The organism is Arthrobacter sp. 10T419 (assembly GCF_056394105.1).
On sequence record NZ_JBFTHF010000085.1, the window covers coordinates 1 to 366 of the forward strand.

Here is a 366-nt window from a genome sequence, read left to right on the forward strand (position 1 = left end):
CGTTCCTGATGCAGCGGCTGCGCGCCGCCGGGCTGGTAACAATTGGCCGAACGGCTACGCGTTCCTGATGCAGCGGCTGCGCGCCGCCGGGCTGGTAACAATTGGCCGAACGGCTACGCCGGAGATGGCGTTCAGCACCGCGACCGAGTCCCTTCAGCAGGGCGCCACGCGCAACCCCTGGCAGCCGGCGTTGAGCGCGGGCGGTTCCAGCGGCGGGGCCGGTGCCGCCGTGGCGGCCGGGATAGTGCCGCTGGCGCATGCGACTGATGCCGCTGGGTCGATCCGCGTGCCGGCGGCGTTCAACGGCCTGTTCTGGCTCAAATCCACGCGTGGCCGGGTCTCGAACGGTCCCGGTCTGGACGAAGT

The 366-nt window shown here is 70.8% G+C and carries 1 protein-coding gene; it reads left to right on the forward strand.

Annotated features, from left to right (window positions below; translation table 11 throughout):
* Positions 1-67 precede the first annotated feature (67 nt).
* Positions 68-366 (forward strand): amidase family protein (locus AC1DBD_RS17990; protein WP_476982753.1); only part of this gene is annotated, 299 nt, incomplete at its 3' end.